This is a genomic window from Pseudomonas sp. EA_65y_Pfl1_P113, assembly GCF_963970525.1.
GTDB lineage: Bacteria > Pseudomonadota > Gammaproteobacteria > Pseudomonadales > Pseudomonadaceae > Aquipseudomonas > Aquipseudomonas tritici.
In genome coordinates, this window is sequence record NZ_CAXAQM010000006.1 from 42,725 (window position 1) to 63,111 (window position 20,387).

General features: G+C 57.8%; 18 protein-coding genes. 12 read left to right on the forward strand and 6 right to left on the reverse strand.

The genetic code is table 11. The features are described from left to right. Window positions 1-85 precede the first annotated feature (85 nt). The 7 genes from AACY52_RS07870 to AACY52_RS07900 all read left to right on the forward strand — a co-directional run bounded on the left by AACY52_RS07870 (window position 86) and on the right by AACY52_RS07900 (window position 9,099). Window positions 86-1,222 carry a site-specific integrase gene (locus AACY52_RS07870; RefSeq protein WP_339560394.1) on the forward strand — a complete coding sequence of 379 codons (1,137 nt, stop codon included), beginning with the start codon at window positions 86-88 and terminating at the stop codon, window positions 1,220-1,222. Window positions 1,223-1,227: 5 nt separating this feature from the next. Further along, on the forward strand, window positions 1,228-2,751 hold the full coding sequence (locus tag AACY52_RS07875; protein WP_370468015.1) for a site-specific integrase: 1,524 nt from the start codon (window positions 1,228-1,230) through the stop codon (window positions 2,749-2,751). Then, a complete protein-coding gene (locus AACY52_RS07880) occupies window positions 2,744-4,777 on the forward strand; it encodes an integrase (RefSeq protein ID WP_339560396.1) in 2,034 nt (677 codons plus the stop codon). The genes AACY52_RS07875 and AACY52_RS07880 overlap by 8 nt, the downstream gene beginning before the upstream one ends. Next, window positions 4,777-5,190 (forward strand): hypothetical protein, encoded by a 414-nt coding sequence (locus AACY52_RS07885; protein WP_339560397.1) that lies wholly within the window; start codon window positions 4,777-4,779, stop codon window positions 5,188-5,190. The genes AACY52_RS07880 and AACY52_RS07885 overlap by 1 nt, the downstream gene beginning before the upstream one ends. Then, entirely contained in the window at window positions 5,190-5,630 is a 441-nt protein-coding gene (locus AACY52_RS07890; protein WP_339560398.1) for a VPA1267 family protein, read from the forward strand. Before AACY52_RS07885 ends, AACY52_RS07890 begins: the two co-directional genes overlap by 1 nt. Then, window positions 5,627-7,909, forward strand: coding sequence for an AAA family ATPase (locus AACY52_RS07895; protein ID WP_339560399.1), 2,283 nt, complete (start codon window positions 5,627-5,629; stop codon window positions 7,907-7,909). The genes AACY52_RS07890 and AACY52_RS07895 overlap by 4 nt, the downstream gene beginning before the upstream one ends. Before the next feature lie 494 nt (window positions 7,910-8,403). Continuing rightward, complete coding sequence (locus tag AACY52_RS07900; protein ID WP_339560400.1) at window positions 8,404-9,099, forward strand: hypothetical protein; 696 nt, start codon at window positions 8,404-8,406, stop codon at window positions 9,097-9,099. Between the two features lie 19 nt (window positions 9,100-9,118). Here AACY52_RS07900 and AACY52_RS07905 read toward each other — a convergent pair whose 3' ends face one another. After that, a complete protein-coding gene (locus AACY52_RS07905) occupies window positions 9,119-10,027 on the reverse strand; it encodes a LysR family transcriptional regulator (protein WP_339417019.1) in 909 nt (302 codons plus the stop codon). 100 nt (window positions 10,028-10,127) lie between these two features. Between AACY52_RS07905 and tam the strand changes: the two genes are divergently transcribed. Continuing rightward, window positions 10,128-10,889 carry a trans-aconitate 2-methyltransferase gene (tam, locus tag AACY52_RS07910; protein ID WP_339437003.1) on the forward strand — a complete coding sequence of 254 codons (762 nt, stop codon included), beginning with the start codon at window positions 10,128-10,130 and terminating at the stop codon, window positions 10,887-10,889. 21 nt (window positions 10,890-10,910) lie between these two features. Here tam and AACY52_RS07915 read toward each other — a convergent pair whose 3' ends face one another. Continuing rightward, window positions 10,911-11,474, reverse strand: a complete 564-nt coding sequence (locus AACY52_RS07915) for a cysteine hydrolase family protein (RefSeq protein ID WP_339417016.1) — start codon at window positions 11,472-11,474, stop codon at window positions 10,911-10,913. Between the two features lie 96 nt (window positions 11,475-11,570). Here AACY52_RS07915 and AACY52_RS07920 point away from each other — a divergent pair, with 96 nt between their 5' ends. The 3 genes from AACY52_RS07920 to AACY52_RS07930 all read left to right on the forward strand — a co-directional run bounded on the left by AACY52_RS07920 (window position 11,571) and on the right by AACY52_RS07930 (window position 14,556). Next, window positions 11,571-12,530: a GlxA family transcriptional regulator gene (locus tag AACY52_RS07920; protein WP_339560401.1), complete on the forward strand. Its 960-nt coding sequence runs from the start codon at window positions 11,571-11,573 to the stop codon at window positions 12,528-12,530. Window positions 12,531-12,701: 171 nt separating this feature from the next. After that, window positions 12,702-13,811, forward strand: a complete 1,110-nt coding sequence (locus tag AACY52_RS07925; protein ID WP_339417013.1) for a DUF3182 family protein — start codon at window positions 12,702-12,704, stop codon at window positions 13,809-13,811. Continuing rightward, entirely contained in the window at window positions 13,801-14,556 is a 756-nt protein-coding gene (locus AACY52_RS07930) for an alpha/beta fold hydrolase (protein ID WP_339417011.1), read from the forward strand. The genes AACY52_RS07925 and AACY52_RS07930 overlap by 11 nt, the downstream gene beginning before the upstream one ends. Window positions 14,557-14,683: 127 nt before the next feature. Here AACY52_RS07930 and AACY52_RS07935 read toward each other — a convergent pair whose 3' ends face one another. The 4 genes from AACY52_RS07935 to AACY52_RS07950 are packed head-to-tail and all read right to left on the reverse strand — an operon-like array spanning window position 14,684 to window position 18,066. Beyond that, window positions 14,684-15,640: a lysylphosphatidylglycerol synthase domain-containing protein gene (locus AACY52_RS07935; protein ID WP_339417009.1), complete on the reverse strand. Its 957-nt coding sequence runs from the start codon at window positions 15,638-15,640 to the stop codon at window positions 14,684-14,686. Further along, the gene (clsB, locus tag AACY52_RS07940) at window positions 15,630-16,892 is read right to left on the reverse strand and encodes a cardiolipin synthase ClsB (RefSeq protein ID WP_339417007.1); all 1,263 of its coding nucleotides are present in this window, start codon (window positions 16,890-16,892) and stop codon (window positions 15,630-15,632) included. The genes AACY52_RS07935 and clsB overlap by 11 nt, the downstream gene beginning before the upstream one ends. Next, the gene (locus tag AACY52_RS07945) at window positions 16,889-17,665 is read right to left on the reverse strand and encodes an endonuclease/exonuclease/phosphatase family protein (RefSeq protein WP_339417004.1); all 777 of its coding nucleotides are present in this window, start codon (window positions 17,663-17,665) and stop codon (window positions 16,889-16,891) included. Before AACY52_RS07945 ends, clsB begins: the two co-directional genes overlap by 4 nt. Continuing rightward, window positions 17,662-18,066, reverse strand: coding sequence for a DUF72 domain-containing protein (locus tag AACY52_RS07950; RefSeq protein WP_339436993.1), 405 nt, complete (start codon window positions 18,064-18,066; stop codon window positions 17,662-17,664). The genes AACY52_RS07945 and AACY52_RS07950 overlap by 4 nt, the downstream gene beginning before the upstream one ends. 177 nt (window positions 18,067-18,243) lie before the next feature. Here AACY52_RS07950 and AACY52_RS07955 point away from each other — a divergent pair, with 177 nt between their 5' ends. After that, the gene (locus AACY52_RS07955; RefSeq protein WP_339560402.1) at window positions 18,244-20,349 is read left to right on the forward strand and encodes a mechanosensitive ion channel domain-containing protein; all 2,106 of its coding nucleotides are present in this window, start codon (window positions 18,244-18,246) and stop codon (window positions 20,347-20,349) included. The last annotated feature ends 38 nt before the right edge of the window (window positions 20,350-20,387 follow it).

A 20,387-nucleotide genomic window follows, 5' to 3' on the forward strand; every position in this document is an offset into this window, starting at 1 on the left:
ATTCGAGGTGTGTATGCAGCTGTCGGTGCGGAGATTCATAGCGGACTCAGGGGAGAGGTTTGCAGTACTCGTTGACCATTCGGGCATGCCGCTCTTCTACCCCAACCTCTTCGTAACCGCGAAGCTGCGGAACGCATCGCTGGCTTTCAACACGATTGCCCAGGCCTTCACCGCTCTCAAAGTCGTCCTGGCCTGGGAGCGTTACTTTGCCCTGGACATAGAGTCGCGCTTTAAGCGAAGCGAGCTGCTTGAAGCACATGAAATCCACGCGCTAAGGGACTTCATGCAAGTCCCTCTCGGGGTCGATCACGACGACAAATCAAAGGTATCGCCCCTTCGTGCAACGCCTAAGGCTGTCTCGACGGAGTCGCAATACAACCGCATGACCATCGCTGCGCAGTATTTGGAATTCTTGGCTGAGCGTCTGCATCCTGCCGGAGCGACGAAGCTCAAGGCCATCGCTTCCATGACCAGTCAGATCAAGGCCAATAGGCCCAAAGTCAAAGACAAGGGAGCGACTGACCGCGAGGACAAGCACCTAGAAGAAGCATTACTCGATTCCTTGGAAGAGGTGCTCCGACCAGGATCTCCCGATAATCCTGTCGACGATTTCGGTCTCCAGGTGCGAAACGGGCTGATGTTCATGATTCTGCGGCTCACAGGTATTCGGCGGGGGGAGCTCCTCAATCTCAAGATTGAAGACTTCAACTTCGCCAAGAACACCATGAAGATCGTTCGCCGCCCAGATTCGCGAGGAGACGTGAGGGTTTTTCAGCCTGTAGCGAAAACCCGTCAACGTACATTCCCGTTGCATGCAAGTGTCATGGAGAAGATCTTTGATTATGTCAAAGATATTCGCAGTAAGATCCCTGGTGCTCAACGACATGGGTATCTGTTTGTCACCCATAAGATTTGTCAAACGCGGGGCCTGCCTCTCTCTTATTCAGCGTTTGGTAAGTTCTTTGGCACGTTGTCGAAATGTGCGGGTGGTATCGAAGGTGTCCATCCTCATGCGTTGCGTCACCACTGGAACTACATTTTCTCCCAGAGTATGGATGCTCAGGGAGTGTCTCCTGAGCGAGAGATTAAAATCCGCACCAATCTAATGGGTTGGAGTCCCACGTCAAAAACGGCGGCAACTTACAATCAGCGACATATCAAAGAAGCTGCGGGGGTCGCCATGACTGCAATCCAAACACGTATCCTTGAGAGAGTAAAATGATGTCCATGCCAATTTTGGCTGTATCTTCAGCAAGCGAAAAACTCTCAGGTGCTGTGCTTTTCTCGTCGATGGGCTATGAGTTCGATCCGGGTTCAAATCATTGGAGGCTAAGCAAGGATGATGGCTTTCGACTAGATACCCTTCCTGAGTATTTTGGTTTTGAACTGATGGATTCATTCAGAAATGTTTTAGCTCATTACGCGAAGTCGTACTCGCCAAAGCATACATCGGCGATGTATTACAGAATGAAGCATTACTTGGAAGCTACTCGTGGGCACAGTCCATTGAGCATGGAGTCATTTATCTCATACCGCGCTCAGCTCGGCGAAGATGACTGGATGCTCAGTTCTCTCCGCTCAATGCTGAATAAATGGTCATCCTTGGGCTACCCTGGAATTCCAGATGACACCCTGAGACTTCTCAAGAAGTGGAAAATCAAGGGAAATAGAAAGGGCTATGCAGTCCAATCTATGTGCCCTGAAAGCGGGCCTTTAACTGATATCGAGATGGACGCACTGATTTCGAAGCTTTTGGAAGGGTATGCAAATGACTCGGTTAGTTTGCGCGATGCTTGTTATGTCATGATCCTATCAATGACTGGGCGGAGATCTTCTCAAATTTCCGCGCTAAAGATCAAAGATTTGGTGCTGGAGAATGGGTGCTATTGGATCGCATTTCCTCGTGTGAAGCAAAAAAACTCTGGCTGGCGGAAGTCGTTTCGAAAGCTTCGGGTTATTGAGGATCTTTGGCTTCTGCTTCAGCGTAAGGCTGAAACGGTAATCGCTGATTTTCAAGGTTTGTTAGGTGCCGAGTTACCAGCCCATATTATCAAAGAGCTGCCACTGTTCCCCGTTCTCAACGCTTATGACCCTGAGCTTTCCTTGCATGATCAACTGGCAGGTGACTTCCTGCACGCTCGAACTGGTGAGGTCTATGAGAGCCTTCAACTGTTCACTGCGAAAAATACCGTAATCAGCGAACGTACGGGCGAGGCTCTGCATCTGCATCCCTACCGTTTCCGATACACCCTTGGCACCAACTTGGCACGTGAGGGTAAGGGTGAGTATTTGATCGCGGAAGCACTCGATCACTCGGATACCCAGAACACGGGGGTCTATGTAAAGAACATCCCGGACATCGTTGAGCGAATTGATAAGGCCGTGGCTTTGCAGCTCGCGCCGCTCGCACAGGCTTTCCAGGGAGTAGTGGTCGCTAGTGAAGCTTCAGCCAAGCGGGGCAAAGACCCTGACAGTCGAGTGTATAGCCCACGTGGCAATGTTGGGAGCTGCGGTAGCTACGGTTTCTGCGGCGCTCTCGCTCCGATTGCTTGTTACACCTGTTCCCATTTCCAGCCATGGCTCGATGGCCCACACGAGGCTGTTCTCGATGGCCTGATCAGCGATCGTGATCGCGTCTACGCCGAAACGGGCGACCTCAAAATCGCTGCGGTGAATGACCGTTTGATACTGGCTGTAAGCGATGTTGTGACTCGCTGCAACGAAATGCGGATCAAGGTGAAAAATGTCTAACGTATTGCTTTTTACGCCTAAAGCCAATCTCACCGCGAAACAGAATCTTTCCGACTTTGTAATTATGTGCCGGGATAGGTTGACTGTTTTTGGTGCTGATCTGGATTGGTACAATAGCTCCTGGCCCGGAGTGGGTAACTTTACAAAGAAAGATGTTCCGTCACGTGGGTATAGTTCGGATCAGCTACTTCATCCGGACATCATGTCTTTCGCCAAAGCCTATGTCCGATACCAGCAGGGCCATAACCCCACTAAGCTGAGGAATGAATTCAAGGCTTTGCGATGCATCGAGCAAGGTCTGTTGAATATCAAGGGCTGTGCAGACATCACCTTAACTGATTTGAGTGTTATGGATGAGGCTGGGCGCATTGCGCAAACCTATGATAAGACGGCCTATCAAGCAGGGTTGGCCTTGGTAATACTTCTCGAATTCCTCAACGAAAGCGGGATTATTGTCGAGAGCATTTCTTGGAAGAACCCAGCGAAGAAGGGTAAGGAAATCCATCGCACTGATGAGGAGGCTAAACAGCAGCGGGCAGATAAGATGCCGGAACCTCATCTTCTTGATGCCATGGCAGAAATGTTTTCGAATGACTTGCTGGACGCTCGGGACAGATTTACGACCTCGATGTTTGCTTTATGCATGTGCGCCCCAGCCCGAATAACTGAGGTTCAGGATCTGCCTGTCAACTGCATTCATGAAGAGACTGACAACAAAGGTGTGTTACGCCTGGGCTTGCGTTTCTTCGGAGGCAAGGGGTATGGATCCGATATTAAGTATGTCTCCACCTCATTCCGTGACATCGCAGTAGAAGCGGTTAGGCGCTTGTCCGAGCTGTCCGCGCCAGGGCGCGCATTAGCAAAATGGCTGGAGAATCATCCCGACAAATTCTACCGTCATGCAAATTGTCCAAATGTCGGTGAGCATCAGCCGTTGACCAATGTTCAGGCATGCGAAGCATTGGGCATCACTCCTGGGGAGCGACCTAGAGCTATGGTCGCCCAGGCTTTCAAAGGCTATGAACCGTACCAGGCCTTGGTAGATCGTGGTGGCAGCGTGACACTTTCCTTCATCAATGAGTTCGTCCACAGCCGCTTACCGAAGGGGTGGCCATGGAAGAACAAAGAGCGGCATATCAAGTACTCCGATGCGCTGTGCTGCTTCCGTCAAAACGAATTGCGTGCCGATTTTCCACCGAGGCCGATCCTGGTGTGGACGCCTGGTAAATCCACGTTTACCACTGACATCAATTTTATCGCAGGCCAAGAGAGAAGCATCTGGATCAGGAACGGGTACATGAACCCAGACGGCAGCCCGATGAACATGACGTCTCATCAAATTCGTCACTACCTCAACACTGCCGCAAACCTCGGGGATATGAGCCAGTTGGACATCGCCAAGTGGTCTGGGCGAGCCAACATCCACCAGAACCCGGTGTACAACCACATGAGTGAAGATGACTATGTGGAACAGGCCCGTGAGGTCGGAGTGGGCACCGCCCTAGCGAAGGTGCGCACGCACTCTCCGGTGACGCTTGCCGATCTTGACTCCGTGGGGCAGGGCATCGCTCACATCACCGAATTTGGATTCTGTGTTCACGATTATTCGATGCTTCCGTGCCAGAAGAATCGCGATTGCTTGAATTGCACGGAGCAGGTTTGCCTCAAGGGTTGGCAACCGAAACTGGATAGCCTCAAGGCTCGCCAAGCACTTATCAAAGACCAATTGGCCAAGGCTGAGTCCGCAAATGATGCTGGGGTTTACGGAGCCGATCGATGGAGTCAGCACCAGAGAAAAACACTCGCTCGCGCAGACCAGCTGATCGAAATCATGGAAAACCCTGATATCCCAGAAGGTACGGTCGTCCGCCTGAGTAATGACCAGGAATTCAGCCCACTGAAGCGCGCTCTGGCTGCCCAGTCTACGGACGTAGCGCTGGCATCGCCGGCAAAGCAGATCGCAGCAGAGAACGCTGATGACGAGCTGGATGTTGAAGAACTCCGTGATCTGCTGGGAGCTTTCTGATGGCCAAGCATCTAGCAGCAAAAGACTTGGATGTAATCGTCACTTTGATTGATGGCTGGGATGGGAAGCTGAACTGGGAAGCTCTCTGCGATGCCATCAAACCGTTGATTGGTACGCGGCCCACTCGTCAGACTCTCTATGCACATCAGCGCATCAAGGACGCGTACGGGCATCAAAAGGCGAGGCTGAAATCCGGATTCGTCTCCACTAAGCGACCCGCGAGCCTGAGCATCGCCGAGCAGAGAATTCGTCGCTTGGAAGCGGAGAACAGTCGACTGCAACGCGAGAATGATTTGCTCCTGGAGCGATTCGTGCGCTGGCAGTACAACGCTCACAAGTTCAACGTGTCGGCAGAAAAGCTGGATGCACCATTGCCATTCGCTGATCGTGATTCCTCAGAAGGAAGGCAATGATGGCGAACGGACAGCAGATCGCCGAAGAAAACCATGCCGCGTTCCTGGCTTGGGCAGCGGGCAAGTCAGACAGAGACTTCCGCGAGTACGTGCATCGCGGCAAGCTTAAGCGCTCGGAGATTGCTACTGAATGTGGGTTTGGTAAAAGCGCTCTCACACAGAACCCTGCTATCCGCATGGCCCTGGATAACCTTGAAACGGAGCTTAGGGCGGCTGGCGTGCTACCCCCCTTGGTCGTCTCTTTGCCTGCTGGCCAGAAAGCAGAGCCTGCCCTGAGAGATCCAAGCGCCAAGCAAAGACAACGGGACGGACAGCGGCTGAACTCTCTTGAGCAAGAGAATGCCGCTCTACGTGCTGAGCTTCAGGCTGCTAAGCAGATGCTTGATCGCCACGCCCTGATCAACGAGTTTCTGGAAGAAACGGGAAGGATGCCTCGATGAATGCCGTCGCTCCCGCATTGATCAACCTGAGCGTCCGGGTCACGAGCATCCGCTCGGCAAATCGGAAAGGATGCATTGCCTTCGGCCATCGCATGGATGTGGTGCGCGGCATCAATGACAGATCGAGTCCAGTTGTTCTCCGAGTAGCGGAATCCATTGCAAGGCTGTCGGATATCGCTGTGGGGGCGATCTTCGAAGTCTACGGAGAGGTCACCACAGTCCTGCGTGCGCATGGCTCGTTCGCAATCAACGAGATGACCGTGGACGTCCAGGACATTCGCCTTGTCCGACCTAGTGGTTCGCAGGTTATTCAATGGCTAGGCGATAACGTGAAGGGTGTGGGAGAAGTCAAAGCCACTCGCCTGTGGGATGCTCTCGGTGAGCGGCTATATGATGCTCTGGACAACACTGATCATTCGGCCATCGAGTCAATCATTCCGACGGAAGAGGTTCGGGAGCGGCTGTTCAACCGGTGGCTGATGGATGGGGATGCCAAAACTCTTAGGTTCGTGCAGGACAAGCGCATTCCGCTGGACATCGCTCGCAAAGCCATCCGGTTTCACCAGAAAAATCTCATCGCTGCGCTGACGAATGACCCCTACCGATTGCTGAGCTTTGCAGGTGCTTGGACAGATGTGGATAAGCTCGCTCGGGAAAGTTTCGGCATCCCTCTGGACGACCCGCGCCGGCTTACAGCGGCCCTGGAAGAATCTCTCTACAGAGCATCGGAAAAGGGCCACACCTGTAGCTCGCTCGCTGATCTGCATGCCACGGTGTCATCGCTAATCAAGCCTCACTCAGCACCGACAGCTGCGATGTCCAAAGCCCTGCTATCCGGAGCGGCAGTCGGTCAGTTTGTCTGCAAGGAGCTGGGTGAGCTTGGTCTCATGCTGTTTGCCCCCGGCTCCTGGCTGATGGAGCGCCGCTGTGCTCAATTCGTTCGAGATTTGATCATCACTCCGTCACTGCAGCCACAACTGTTTCCAGTGGATGTGGGCGACGTCATTAGTCGCTTCGAAGAGGCCGAGCGAGCTCATCTCGCCCTACCTTCGTTTGGCTTAAACCACGCTCAGCGCAACGCGGTTGCCACATCATTCTCGAATCGGTTCAGCGTCATCACGGGCGGGGCCGGAGTCGGCAAAACCACAGTTTTGAAAGCTCTCTATAAGGCGCTTGATACGACTGGCCGCCCTCGCTTCCAGATGGCTCTCTCAGGCAGGGCTACAGCCCGAATGATCGAGGCAACGGGCGAAGAGGCCAGAACCATTGCGGGTTTCCTTCGAAAGGTCAGCGACAAGGACATGGGCCCAGCACCGGTCATCGTGATTGATGAGGCGTCGATGCTTGATCTAGTGACGTTCTACCGGCTTGTTCAGAAGCTGCCTGCTGAGTGCCAAGTGATCCTCGTCGGCGATCCGTACCAGCTTCCACCCATCGGCTCTGGCCTCATCCTACACGTGCTCTGCGAGCTGGCTGGTGTACCCACCACGGAGCTAGTCGAGGTGAAGCGCCAGGCGAAGGATTCTGCGATTCCAAAAGCTGCGCTGCAGATTCGAGACGGCCAGGTTCCCAGGTTCAGCTCCGACGAGAGTGATGACGTCGTGTTTTTGCGGTGCGCTGATGACGAAATTCTTCCGACTGTGCTCAGGCTCTATGAACACGATCGAGAGAACACACAGATCCTTTCGGCAACCAAATCGTGCGATTTTGCCGGAGTGACGGCACTGAACCGCACTTGTCACCAGCGATACGCTGATCACAGCAAGCAGCTCATGGCTGAAAATCCGGAGTCTGGAGAGATCGAAGCGACTGGCTTATGCGTCGGGGATCTTGTGATGTACACCTCGAACGACTGGTCTCGCAACCTGCAAAACGGGTCACTGGGTACGTTGGATGAGCTCTTCGCCGCTCCTCGCTCTGTCGATCTCGGCGATGAAGAGAAGTCGCGTATCTGCACTGCGCTGGGGATGGCGACGTTTGACGGGGTGAGGCATTACATTCTGGATACCGACGTTGACTCACTGGAGCTTGCGTACTCGATCACGGTTCATAAAGCACAGGGCTCACAGTTCCGGCGTGTGATCATCCCGGTTCGTCAGTCCCGCATCCTAGACCGCACCTTCATCTATACAGCAGCAACTCGTGCCCAAACCCAGGTGATCTTCGTGGGTGACTTGAGTGCTGTTGAAGAAGCTATCGTGCTGCCGCCTAAAGCGTTCTCTCGCCAGGTGGGGCTGCGTGCACTCCTGGCAGCGGAACTTGGCGCACAGACGACCTAGGCTGGAGGCGGACGGTGTCTATACCGTTCGTCGGTTTTTTGGATGAGCCGCGCTAGGGTGACAGATCTTGGAGAGCGCCGAGTTTTTGTAAAGTTTGGGATTCCTATCTGGTGTTCCTGAGTGAAAATCTTACGAAATTCTGTACGTTCTGAATGGGGGTTTGAGGCTTCATACCCTCATATGCTCAATGCCTGCGGGATGTTCACTCACTCACTCGCTCACGCAGCCAGCTTTCCGGTGTTAATAACCATTCTAGGATATAGCCAAAGTTGTAGAGTGTTCCCGAAAGCCCCTGAGCCCTGCGCCAGGGGCTTTTTGTTAATACCCGCAAGAGCACGCACCCCACATACTCATGGACGAACACCGTGTATAAAAAACGTCTCTCATGGGCATTGAGCACCGTTCTACTCACCGGCTGCACTGCCCTCCAGGGAAACCCGAAGCCCGAAGTCTCCCTCGCTGACGACAAAAGCCAGATCGTAGGCCTCTGGGCCATGCAAGCGCTGAACGAAGGTCAAACGACCGTGGCTGACTTCAGGGCAGACGGCCAACTGGTGCTGCACGCGTTCGATTGCGTGACGTCCAGCCAGAAGCCGCCTGATGTAATGGGCTATTCCGTGGTCGAGGATGGGCAGGTGATCAACATGATATTGCCGTCCAAAACCCTCGAACTGAAGGTGCTGACCTTCTCTCCTGAGTTCATGCAGTTCACCAGCCGGACCGGCGGAATGACGATCAGATACGATTTTGAAAAAGTCGACAAGGTCGACTCCGTATGTGAACGCTACCCCGATCTCAAGGCTGAACAGGCCCGAATTGCACCCTATAAGGCCAGCGATTTTGTGGCCGCTCCAACCATTCCCAAACATCCGGGCATGGACCGCTATGTCGGTACCTGGGGCTCCGACAACGTAATGATGGTCACCATCGCGCGCGATGCCAGCGGCGGCTTTTATCTCAGTACGCCCAGTGACAAGAACTGGCATTACCTCTACAACAACGTCCATTGGGTGGGCGATGTGCTGCACTTTCAGCGTTACACCTATTCGGACAGTGAAGCCTCCTTTCGCTCCCCCAAGCACAGGCTACAAACCCCGACCAGCCTTGAACCGATGCCCGACGGCAGCCTGCGTGAGGACTTCATCCTCAATGGCGACCCCTACATGAGCACGTTGACACGGATGAAATAACGCAGCGCCTAATCGGTGATCAGGCGTCCGCCTCGGCCGCCGTCACCACCATCTCTTTGAACCGGCGTAACACTGCAGATCCGTCATCAATCCGCGTCGCCAAATGCAGTGGCGCCACCAGGCTCTGACACTCCGTCAGTTCCCGGTACACGATGCCGTCCCCGCGCAACCGCTGCATCGACGCTGGCACGATGGACACCCCAAGTCCCGCCGCTACCAGGCTGAGTGTCGCGGTCATGCGCGGGGCTTCCTGCACCACCTGCGGGCTGAACCCCGCTTCGCGGCACGCCACCAGAATCGCGTCATACAAACCCAACCCAACGCGGCGGCGATAGAGCACGAAGGACTCGCTCGCCAATGCCTTCAAGGGCAGGGGAGAGCCCGCATCGAGTGCCAGCGGATGATCAGTGGGCAGCGCCAGCAGCATCGGCTCCACCAGGATGGGGTCGTCCTGCAGCGATTGAGTCCCGCTGAGGGGCGAGCGGATAAACGCCGCGTCCAGTTTCTCGTGCCCCAACGCGTCCAGCAGTTCGCCGGTGCCAGCTTCTTCCAACACCACCGTGACGCCGACATAGGTTTCGCGAAACAACCGCAACACACTCGGCACAAAGGGATGCAGTGCAGCCGAGCTGGTGAACCCGATTGCCAGCCGTCCGCGCTCGCCCCGTGCGGCACGGCGCACTACATCGGCAATGCCTTCAGCCTGCGCGAGTAGTTCACGGGCTTCGTCCAGTAAAGCGAGCCCAGCGGTAGTGGGTCGCACGCCTCGGGGCAAACGCTCCATCAGCATCACGCCCAACTCGGCTTCGAGGCTTTGCAGCATCCGTGTCAACGGCGGCTGCTGCATGCCCAAGCGTTCGGCAGCGCGGGTGATATAACCTTCTTCGGCGATGGCAACGAAGGCCTTGAGTTGGCGAAGCTCCAGCATATGGATACTTTTCAGGTATGGGAGAGTGCCAATCTTGGCATTTGTTCTCATGGCTCACAAGATTTAGGCTGTGGCCAGCCTCAAACAGAAGGAAGCCGCGATGACCTGGTCAGCCAAGCAATACACGATGTTTGAACAACAACGCACTCGTCCCGTCCGCGACCTGGTCGCGGCCATTCCGAATACCGAGGTGCGCACGGCTGTCGACCTGGGCTGCGGCCCCGGCAACTCTACCGAGGTGCTGGCCGAGCGCTTCCCGCATGCGCACGTTACCGGCATGGACAGCTCCGACGACATGCTGGTCGATGCACGCCAACGGCTACCGGCGCAGAACTTCGAACTGGCGGACATCGGCGCCTGGAACCCCGCGCAGACTTTCGATGTGATCCTGGCCAACGCTTCGCTGCAATGGCTGCCTGACCACGCCACGCTTTACCCGCACTTGGTCCACCAACTGACACCCGCTGGCACGCTGGCGGTGCAAACGCCGGACAACCTCGATGAGCCTGCCCACCGACTTGCCCGTGAAGTTGCCGCTGATGGCCCGTGGTCTGCCAAGATCGGCGCGGTCAAACACAATGAACGCCACGCCGCGAGCTACTACTACGAGCTGCTGAGCAACCATTGCAGCACCGTCGATGTGTGGCGCACCACCTATCAGCACCCGCTGGCGGATCACGCTGCGGTGGTGGAGTGGTTCAAGGCCTCGGCCCTAAGACCCTTCCTGGCGCCGTTGACCGATCGCGAAAAGGCTGCCTTCCTGCAGGAGTACCAGGCGCGGATTACCCAGGCTTACCCAGCCCTGGCCGATGGCACCGTGCTGCTGCCTTTTCCGCGTCTGTTCACTATCGCTACCCGCTAACTTCGCCAAGACACGTGGCGGTTATGCCGCCGCCGCTTGCGCCTTCAAATACTCATTTGCCGACACCACGCCCGCATACCCGAATGCCAGCGACGCCATATACGCCCCATGCACCTGCGCAGCCGGGATCACCTGGCCATTGAACTCCAGGTCCCGGGTCGCACACGCGTCATGAATGACCGTGACCTTGTAGCCCAGGTCCGCCGCCGCCCGCACCACCGCATCGATACACATATGGCTCATGCTGCCGACCACCACCAGTTCGGTGATGCTGCGTTGTTCCAGCAGCGCGCGCAGGTTGGTCTCGCGAAACGAATTCACAAAATGTTTAAGCACCACCGGCTCATTGTCTTCGTTCAGCACTTTGGTATGCAGATGCGCACCCTCGGAGCCCGGTGTGAAGAACGGCGCGTCCTCAGACGTGAACTCATGACGCACATGAATCACCGCATCGCCCGCCTGGCGAAACGCCTGCAACACCTGCACGGCCTTGTCCGCTGCGGCTTCGACGCCGTCGAGTGGCCACTTGCCTTGAGGGAAGTAGTCGTTCTGGATATCGATTAGGATGAGCGCTTGCTTGGCCATGTGTGTTGCCTCGTGATGGGTTGATGGGCCCAGTATCTTAGCTGGCGCCTGCACTTGGGATTGGCTGCACCGACAATAACAGGGGGAAAACTGACAATGGTCGTGGTTGAGCTGGGCGTGTTGATCTACCAGGGGGCGCAGATGGCGGCCGTGCACGGCCTGACTGACCTGTTCGGCGTCGCCAACCGCATCGCCGCCGAGCACCAGTGCGCACAGTTGCCGCTCTTGCGGATCAGCCATTGGCAGGTGGAGGCTACCGGTGAAACGGTGCGCGTATTCGATAGCCACCCCGGCCCTGATCAACCCATGATGGCCGTACTGGTGCCCCCGTCGATTGGTGAGTTCACCGAAGAACAAGCGCCGCCTGCGCTACTGGAATGGCTTCGCCGGCAACATGCGGCAGGTACCGTACTGGGCGGCGTCTGCATGGGTTCGATCATGCTCGCGCGCAGCGGATTGCTCGATGGGCGCAGCGCCACCACCCATTGGTCTTCCGCCAAATCCTTCGCCGCGCGTTACCCGGCCGTGCGCCTTGAAGCGGATAAACCCATCGTTGATGACGGCGACCTGATTACCACCGCTGGCTTAATGGCCTGGTCCGAACTCGGCCTGCGCCTGGTCGATCGCTTGATGGGCCCCAGCATTGCGGCGGATACCGCGCGTTTCCTGGTGATCGAGCACAGTGACAGCGCCAGCCAGTGCGGCAGTAACTTCGCGCCGATTCTTGGCCACGGTGACGGTGCCATTCTCAAGGTTCAGCACTGGTTGCAGGCCAGCGGTGCAGTGGATGTTTCCGTGGCGGCGATGGCACTGGAGGCCGGCTTGGAGGAGCGCACATTCCTACGGCGCTTTCGCAACGCCACCGGTTTGAAACCCACCGAATACTGTCAGCATCTGCGCGTGGGCAAGGCTCGGCAGATGCTCGAGTTTACCAACGGCACCATTGATCACATCGCGTGGACCGCGGGCTATCAGGACCCCAGCGCCTTCCGCGCCACCTTCAAGAAGATCACCGGCCTGGCGCCCAGCGATTACCGCAACCGTTTTGGCGTCTGAATCGTGCAGAACGCCGCGACGCCGACGCGCTGTCGTGCAGAATGGAGCAGGCCAACTGCCATCGGTTTTTCGGCAACTGCTTGATTTCACAACCATCCGCCCCGAAAGCGCCTTGGCCTGATCCCTGCAACCTCTCTTGCACACACATGGCGGCAAGGCCAAGGGGGACGCATGACCCCGACTCAACGCAAGAAGCTGGTGGTCGCTCACTCCACACGTGAAGGCGCCCCTCTTCATGAGATCGAAACCAACCGCGCCCTGGCGCGCTGGCTGGCGCAGATTCTCGGGCTAAAATTCGGTGGCAGCTACGACCCTGCTCTGCATACGGGACGATCACTTTACCTGCTGCCCACGCAAACCCTGGTCGGTGCAGCCCAGGTGCGTGCGCTCAATATCAAGGGGCCGGAGGATGTGTGGGGCGGTTACGTCGACCACGATTTCATCTGCACCAAAGCCATCAGCCATGGTCTGCTCGGGCCTGAAGCCAAAGCGCCCGAAGGTTGGTCAGCGCTATTCTGCGAACGTGTGCGAAACGTCGTGCTGGATGGTTTGAGCGTCTTCGCGCTGGAAGACGCCCGGCCCGCTGCCACGCGCTTGCTCTACAGCGGACCCATTCGCCTGAAACCCGTGCAGGCCTGCGCCGGCCGAGGCCAGGAAGTTATCCACAGTCTCGATGAGTTCGAAGCCGTGCTGGCTCGACCTGAGGCCGCGAAGCTCTTCAGCGATGGTGTGGTGTTGGAGCAAGACCTGCAGGACGTGATCACCCACAGCGTCGGCCAAAGCTTCATCGGCGATCACGTGTTCAGCTACTGCGGCGAGCAATCCCTGACGAAAGACGGGCAGGGCGAAGACGTCTACGGCGGCTCCGACCTGTTGGCGGTGCCGGGTGGCTACGAAACCCTGCTGCAACTCGAACTGCCCGACGACGTTCGCGAAGCCATCGAACAAGCACAGGTGTTCGACGCGGCCGCCGATGAAGCCTATCCCGGCTTCTACGCATCGCGGCGCAACTACGACATCGCTCAGGGCCTGGACAGCGACGGCCAACGCCGCAGCGGCGTGCTCGAACAATCCTGGCGCATGGGCGGGGCCAGCAGCGCGGAAGTCGCAGCGTTGCAGAGTTTTATCAACAACCCCGGCCTGCGTGCTATCCGTGTGTCCTCTGTGGAAACCTACGCGGACCAACCCTTGCCGGCTGATGCCATTGAGGTGTATCGCGGCCCGGCGCAAAACAGCGCCTTTCTTCTCAAGTACGTGACGGTTAAATCTTATGACGGCTAGAAGCGAAAGCATTGCGATCGACATCGACGACGAACAGATGAGCGGCACCTTCCTGAGCCCCAAATCCAAAGTACCTGGCGTGTTGTTTGTGCACGGCTGGGGCGGTAGCCAAGAGCGTGATCTTGAACGAGCCAAAGGCATCGCCGGCTTGGGCTGTGTGTGCCTCACCTTCGACCTGCGCGGCCATGCCGCCACTGGCATTCCGCTGTCTCGCGTCACCCGCGAAGACAACCTGCGCGACCTGCTGGCGGCCTATGATCGACTGCTGTCCCACCCGGCCATCGACACCTCGGCGGTGGCGGTGGTGGGCACCAGTTACGGCGGCTACCTCGCGGCAATTCTCACCTCACTGCGCCCGGTGCGCTGGCTGGCGCTGCGCGTGCCGGCGCTGTACCGCGACCAGGAATGGCTCAAACCCAAGCGTGATCTGGATAAGGCCGACCTGATGGATTACCGCAGCACGCGGGTCCACGCCGAAACCAATCGCGCCTTGCACGCTTGTTCTGCGTTTACCGGTGATGTGCTGATCGTTGAGTCGCAAACCGATGCCCACGTGCCCCACGCCACCATCATGAGTTACCGCGCGGCGTGCCAGCAGACCCATTCCCTGACTCATCGCATCATCGATGGTGCCGACCACTCGCTCAGCGACCCGGTGTCTCAGCAGGCGTACACCTCAATCCTGGTGGACTGGATTACCGAGATGGTGGTGGGTGAGCGGTTGAGCATTATCCAGTCTCAATAATCGGGTGCTCTTTAGGCCGCCTTCGCGAGCAAGCCCGCTCTCACATTCGACTGCATTCCAAAGGATGTACACGATTAAACGGGGGAGCGGGCTTGCTCGCGAAGGCGGTCGACCAGTCACTACAGTCTTAAGCCGGTGCTTTCTTCACCCCCAACGCCTTGGCCTTGGCCTCTACGCCAAGGTACATCACCAGCGCGATCAGCAGCGGCAAGATGAAGTAGATCGCCCGATACGCAATCAACCCCGCCAGCAAACTGCCCCGCGACGCTTCATGCTGCAACAGCGCGATAAACACCGCCTCCAGCACCCCAAGCCCAGCCGGGATGTGGGTGAGCACGCCAGCAATCGCGCTGATCAGCAACACCCCCAACACCAGCGGATAATCCAGTTTGGCCGGCAGCAACGTGAAAATCACCGCCGCCATCAGCGACCAGTTCAACGCGCCCAACATCAGTTGCAAACACGCCATACGCAGCGACGGCAGGTTGATTTCCATGCCGCGAATCGTCCACGCACGCTTTTTCGAAAACTGGCAGGCCACCAGGTAACCCAGGCTGGCCAGTACCAACAACGCGCCAATGCCTTGCAATGCCGTGGTGCTGACCTTCCAGCCTGGTGGCATCGTGACGAGGCCGCTGCTGAAAACCACGCCGGCTATCGCCATATAGCCAAACCAATTGGTCGCCAGGCTCAGACCGAGGATCTTGGCGATATTGCCTGTGCTCACCCCCAAGCGCGAATACAGTCGATAGCGCATGGCGATGCCGCCCACCCAGGCGCTCAAGTTGAGGTTGAAGGCATAGCTGATGATCCCCACTGGCAGGATTTGCTTCCACCCCAGGGGCTGGCGAATGTACGTTCGGCCGATCAGGTCAAAGCTGGCGTAGACCAGAAAGCTGCATAACGTCAGTGCGCTGGCGATCACCAGCGTGCGCACTTTGAAGTCGCCCAGGGTCTGAACCACTTCGCTCCAATCGATGCGCCGCGCGAGCAGGGTGAACAGCGCAATCAGCAGCAAGAAGAAGACGATGGTCAGCGGCTTCTTCCAGCGTTTGAACTGCGAGCCTTTGGTTTCAGACGTCATGGCGCTGAGCCTCAAAAGGTTTCAAACGCGGCTTGTGCGCGGGCAACCAGCCGGTGAGTGCAGGAAAGTGGCGCATCACATGGAACACCAGGAAACCCACGGTCAAACGCCACAGCCACAGGCGCGGCTTGCGTTTTTCCGGCATGGTCTGGCAGTGGTTTTTTGCCAGGGCTTCCAGTCGTTCATACAGCTGTTGATTGAACGCACGGTCGCGAATCAACACGTTGGCTTCCAGGTTCAGCGACAAGCTCAATGGGTCCAGATTGCTCGACCCCACCGTGCTCCATTCGTCATCCACCAGTGCGACTTTGCCGTGCAGTGGGCGCTGGCAATACTCGTGGATCACCACGCCGTCCTTGAGCAAATAGTCGTAGAGCATGCGCGCCGCCAGCTTGGCCAGCAGTACATCGGGCTGGCCCTGCATGATCAATTGCACGTGCACGCCACGGCGCGCGGCGTTGCGGATTTCCCGCAGCAGGCGGTAGCCGGGGAAGAAGTAGGCGTTAGCGATCACCGCGCGTGTCTGGGCTTTGCTCAAGGCGTGGATATACGCTTCTTCGATGTCATCGCGATGCTGCGCGTTGTCGCGGTAAATCAGGCGCACCTGGCCATCGCCCTTATCGGTCGACCAGATCTGCGGCCGCTGCTGGCGTCGTCGCCAACCGCGTCGCGTGCGTACTTGGCGGCCGCTTTGGGCCAAGGCGAAATGATGCAAGTCCGCTACCGCCGGGCCGATCACCTTCACCGCGTAATCTTGCTTGGCCTCGGGACCGTAATCGTCCAGGTGGTCGGCGGAGAAATTGATTCCGCCGATGAAGGCCACCTCCGCGTCCACTACCACGATCTTGCGGTGCAGGCGGCGAAACCAATTGGTGCGAATGCCCAGGGTCTTTGGCGCGGGGTCGAACATCTGCACCGCAACGCCGGCCGCGGCCAGCTCGCCGAGAAACGACGGGCTCAGTTCGCCGCAGCCAAAGCCATCCAGGCTGACCACTACGTTGACCCCACGGCGCGCCGCCTCGATCAGGATGCCATGCAGCTCATGGCCCACTTTGTCTTCGAAGAGAATGAAGGTCTCCAGCAGAATCTCGCGCCGGGCTTCGCGCAGTGCAGTGAACACCTCAGGGAAGTACGCTTCGCCGTTCTCCAGCAATTGGACCTGGTTGCCACTCTGCCAGCCGTAATCCAGGTCACGTGCCTTGGCTTGGTCCGGCGGCTGGTCGGTGGAAATATGTTCTACGGCGACGTTCATAGCTCAATCTCCACTGACAGGGGGACATGGTCTGATAGATGGGACCAGGGCCGTGTCGTCAGTACTCGGGGGTTATGCACCTTCAAATTGCGCACATAAATCCGGTCCAGCGGCAGCAGAGGCAAGCGCGCCGGGAAGGTGCGCGCGGGTTTGCCCTGGGTTTCGATGAATACTTCTTTTAGGCCGCTCTGGCTCAGGTCGGCCTTTTGGCGCCAATCGTTGAAATCACCGGCAACCAGCAGCGGCGCGTCGGCAGGAATTTCGCTGATGCGCTGTTCGATCAAGCGCAATTGCTGCTGGCGGTGCACTTCGCGCAGCCCCAAGTGAATGCAGATCGCATGCACCTCTTGGCCGGTGCCCGGCAGGCGCATCACGCAATGCAAAAGGCCACGGTTTTCATGGCCGCTTTGCGAGATATCGAGGTTGTCGTAGCGCACGATCTGGAATTTCGACAGCAACGCATTGCCGTGATCGCCGTGGGGGTAGACCGCATTGCGCCCGTAAGCAAACTGCGGCCAGATGCTGTCAGCGAGGAACTCGTACTGCGGCATGTTCGGCCAGTCGCTGAAGCGCTGGGGGTGGCGCTCATGGGTGCCGTGAATTTCTTGCAGGAACACCATGTCGGCGCCCACGCTGCGTACTGCTTCACGCAGCTCGGGCAAGATGAAGCGTCGATTCAAGGCAGTGAAACCCTTGTGGATATTGACCGTCAGCACGGTGAAGCGCGTGATGGCGGCGGTGGGCGTCACGGGAATCAATTCCGGATGAGTCATGGCAGCACCCCCAATTCTGGTAGTTTGCCGGGCTCAGTGGTCATTGCTTTATCCAGCTCGAAGCGCTGTAGCAATTGGCGCGTATCGAAGGGCGCGCGCACCTTGATGTCGTTGTCGAAGAAGCAGAACACGTCGCGCGGCTTGCGTTTCGGGTCCATCAGGTGGGCGTCTGACGGTTGTTTGCCGTGGCGCCAGCACTCGATTCGGTCTGGCGTATCGGCGTACCATTGGGCGTAGCGCTGCGACGTTTGCAGCGCGTAGAACGAACCATTGATCTCAATGCTGTTGACCGCCCGTGACGCAAACTGCAACTCACGTTTCTGGGTCAGGCCCTCGGGGTAGAAGCCCCCCCGCCAAGGCGTGTAGCGCCAGCCGGAAATGCCGATATGAATCGCGGACATGGTTGCTCCCGTGGTTAATGGGTCGAATGACCTCCATGGAGGGATGACTGTGGGATTTGCGAGAAAGTTTCCAGCGCCTTACGGACGGCACGCCCCAGCGCATTGCGTTTTAGACGGGAACGATCAGCGCCAAAACCCGTCAGCTCGTTACAGACCTACCTCAAGGAGCCCGGTGTTTTGCTGAATTCAAAGACTGCATTACTGCTCGGCGCGCTGCTGTTTTGCGGCAGCGGCGCAGTGCACGCCGCGGCGGCCGCGCCTGAAGCCGAAACGCCGGCCAAGCCGGAAATTCTGGTCGAGGGCGGCCTGCTCGGGGCCATCAGCTCCAGCATCGTTGATGTGCAGGACAAGCTTGATCTCAACCAGAACCTCCTTGACGCTTGGCGCCTGCGCGCCGACCGTGCGGCCAATGAGGTGGGGCGCCTGGTCAACCGTCCCTCGGACCGCTCGCCATGGAGCGTGGCCGGGGACTTCCTGCTGTTGTCCGGCGTCTGGATCGGCGCCTTCGCGCTGTTGACCTTACTGGGGCGCAGGCTGGTCAGGCGTGTCAGCCAACGTCCCTTTGTCCATCGGCGCGGACGCTTGCAAGGCGTACTCGGTTATTTAGTGCCCTACACGATCCCGGCCGTGATCTGTCTGCCGCTGACGCTTTACGTCAGTCACTTTTTGCCGACCTCCATCGGCCGGGCGCTGGCGTTGTGTTTTGCCTATGCGACCAGTAGCGGCATCTTCTCCACGTCCATCCTGTTGTGCGTGATCGTTATGTTTGACGTCGGGCATAAACGCACGGCCGTGCAGATCATCCGCGATTACTGCCCAAAGCCGATGTTCATGATCGGGTTCCTCGCCGCCCTCAGCGATGCGCTGACCAGCCCGCAGATCGCCCGCCAGTTCGGCGGCAATATCACCAGCGGCATTGCGATGTTTACCGGCCTGTTTGCGGCGGTAACCTTCGGCATGCTGGTGATTCGCCTGCGTCGCCCGGTCGCGCACTTGATCCGTAATCAGGCGCTGACCCAGCGCCTTAAACACCCGGCGTTGCAACAATCGCTGCGGATATTTTCCGGGCTCTGGTACTGGCCGATCCTGCTGATGGTGCTGGTTTCGGCGATAAACCTGATCGGCGCCGGGGACGATAACCAGAAAGCCCTGCGCTGCGCGCTGCTCACCACCATTTTGCTAATCGGCACGGTGTTCCTGAGCACTGTGCTGCAACACCTGTTCAAGTCGCGCAGCCAAGTGGCGATCCAGCGCAGCAGTGCTTACAAGGAGCGTTTCCTCAGCGTGCTGCACGCGATCTTGCGCATTGCGATGGCGCTCGGGTTTATTGAAGTCCTTGGGCGTATCTGGGGTGTCTCGCTGTTTGAATTCGCCGAGCGCAACTCGATCGGTCGGGCGATCAGCGATTCCCTCAGCAGCATTGGCTTGATCCTGCTGATGACCGGGTTGTTCTGGGTGGTCCTGGATACGGCGATTCAGGAAGCGCTGAAACCGCCGGTCAACGATCGCTCGAGCCGCCAGCCCAGTACCCGGGTGAAAACCATCCTGCCGCTGGTGCGCAACGCGGTGAAAATCATCCTGGTGGTGATTTGCGCAATCACCACCATGGCCAACCTCGGCATCAACGTCGCACCGCTGCTGGCCGGTGCCGGCGTGGTCGGCCTGGCTATCGGTTTTGGTTCCCAGCAGTTGGTGCAGGATGTGATCACCGGGCTGTTCATCATCATTGAAGACACCCTGTCCATCGGCGACTGGGTGGTGCTCGACTCCGGCCACGCCGGCACTGTCGAAGGCCTGACCATCCGCACCCTGCGCCTGCGCGACGGCAAGGGGTTTGTGCATTCGGTGCCGTTCGGGCAGATCAAGGCGGTTACCAACCAGTCGCGGCAGTTTGCCTATGCATTCTTCTCAGTGCAGTTCACCTACGACACGGACGTGGACAAGGCGCTGGAATTGATCCGCGAGGCCGGGCAATCGATTCGCGACGATGTGTTCCTCAAGTACAACCTGCAAGGCCCGCTGGAGGTGTTTGGTGTCGACAAGATGGACCTCAACGGCGTGGTGCTGACGGCGCAGTTCCGCACGGTCTCGGGCGGGCAATACGCGGTGAGTCGCGCGTTTAACCAGCGGCTGAAAAAGCGTGTGGATAATTGTGACGAGGTGCACTTCGCGCAGACTTATCCACAGCAGATTTTGTTGCCCAAGCGTGCGCTGCTGGGGGATGAACCTGATGCAGAGGTGCCGGCTTCGGTGGTGGTCACGGAGCCGCCTCGGACTCAGTGACCTTCACAACCCGTAGCAGCTGGCGCTCGACAGCTGCT